The organism is Bartonella sp. AA86SXKL (assembly GCF_042196885.1).
This window is the reverse complement of record NZ_JBHIRE010000481.1, coordinates 1-273: the sequence shown is the minus strand read 5'-3', so window position 1 is coordinate 273 and position 273 is coordinate 1. Positions and strand designations below refer to the sequence as shown.

1 pseudogene is annotated in these 273 nt (G+C 39.9%); it reads left to right on the top strand.

From position 1 onward, the window contains the following. Positions 1 to 247: pseudogene (locus ACFIO5_RS12775) on the top strand (FAD-binding oxidoreductase); the annotation flags it as partial. Positions 248 to 273 lie beyond the last annotated feature (26 nt).

The window sequence follows — 273 nt, the reverse complement described above, 5'->3', positions numbered from 1 at the left end:
AAAGCAACAAGATTTTTTTTGGAAATTGCGTGAAAGTATATCATATGCACAAAAATTAGCGGGAGGATCTATTAAGCACGACATTGCTGTGCCTCTTGCTTCCATTCCTGACTTTATTTCTGAGGCAGCTCTTATTGTTGAAGATATTGCTCCAGGTGCACGGGTGGTTTGTTTTGGACACATGGGCGATGGAAATCTGCATTATAATGTTACACAACCCGTTGGATCTGATACTGCAACATTTTTGTAATTATGGTCACCAATGAATCACCG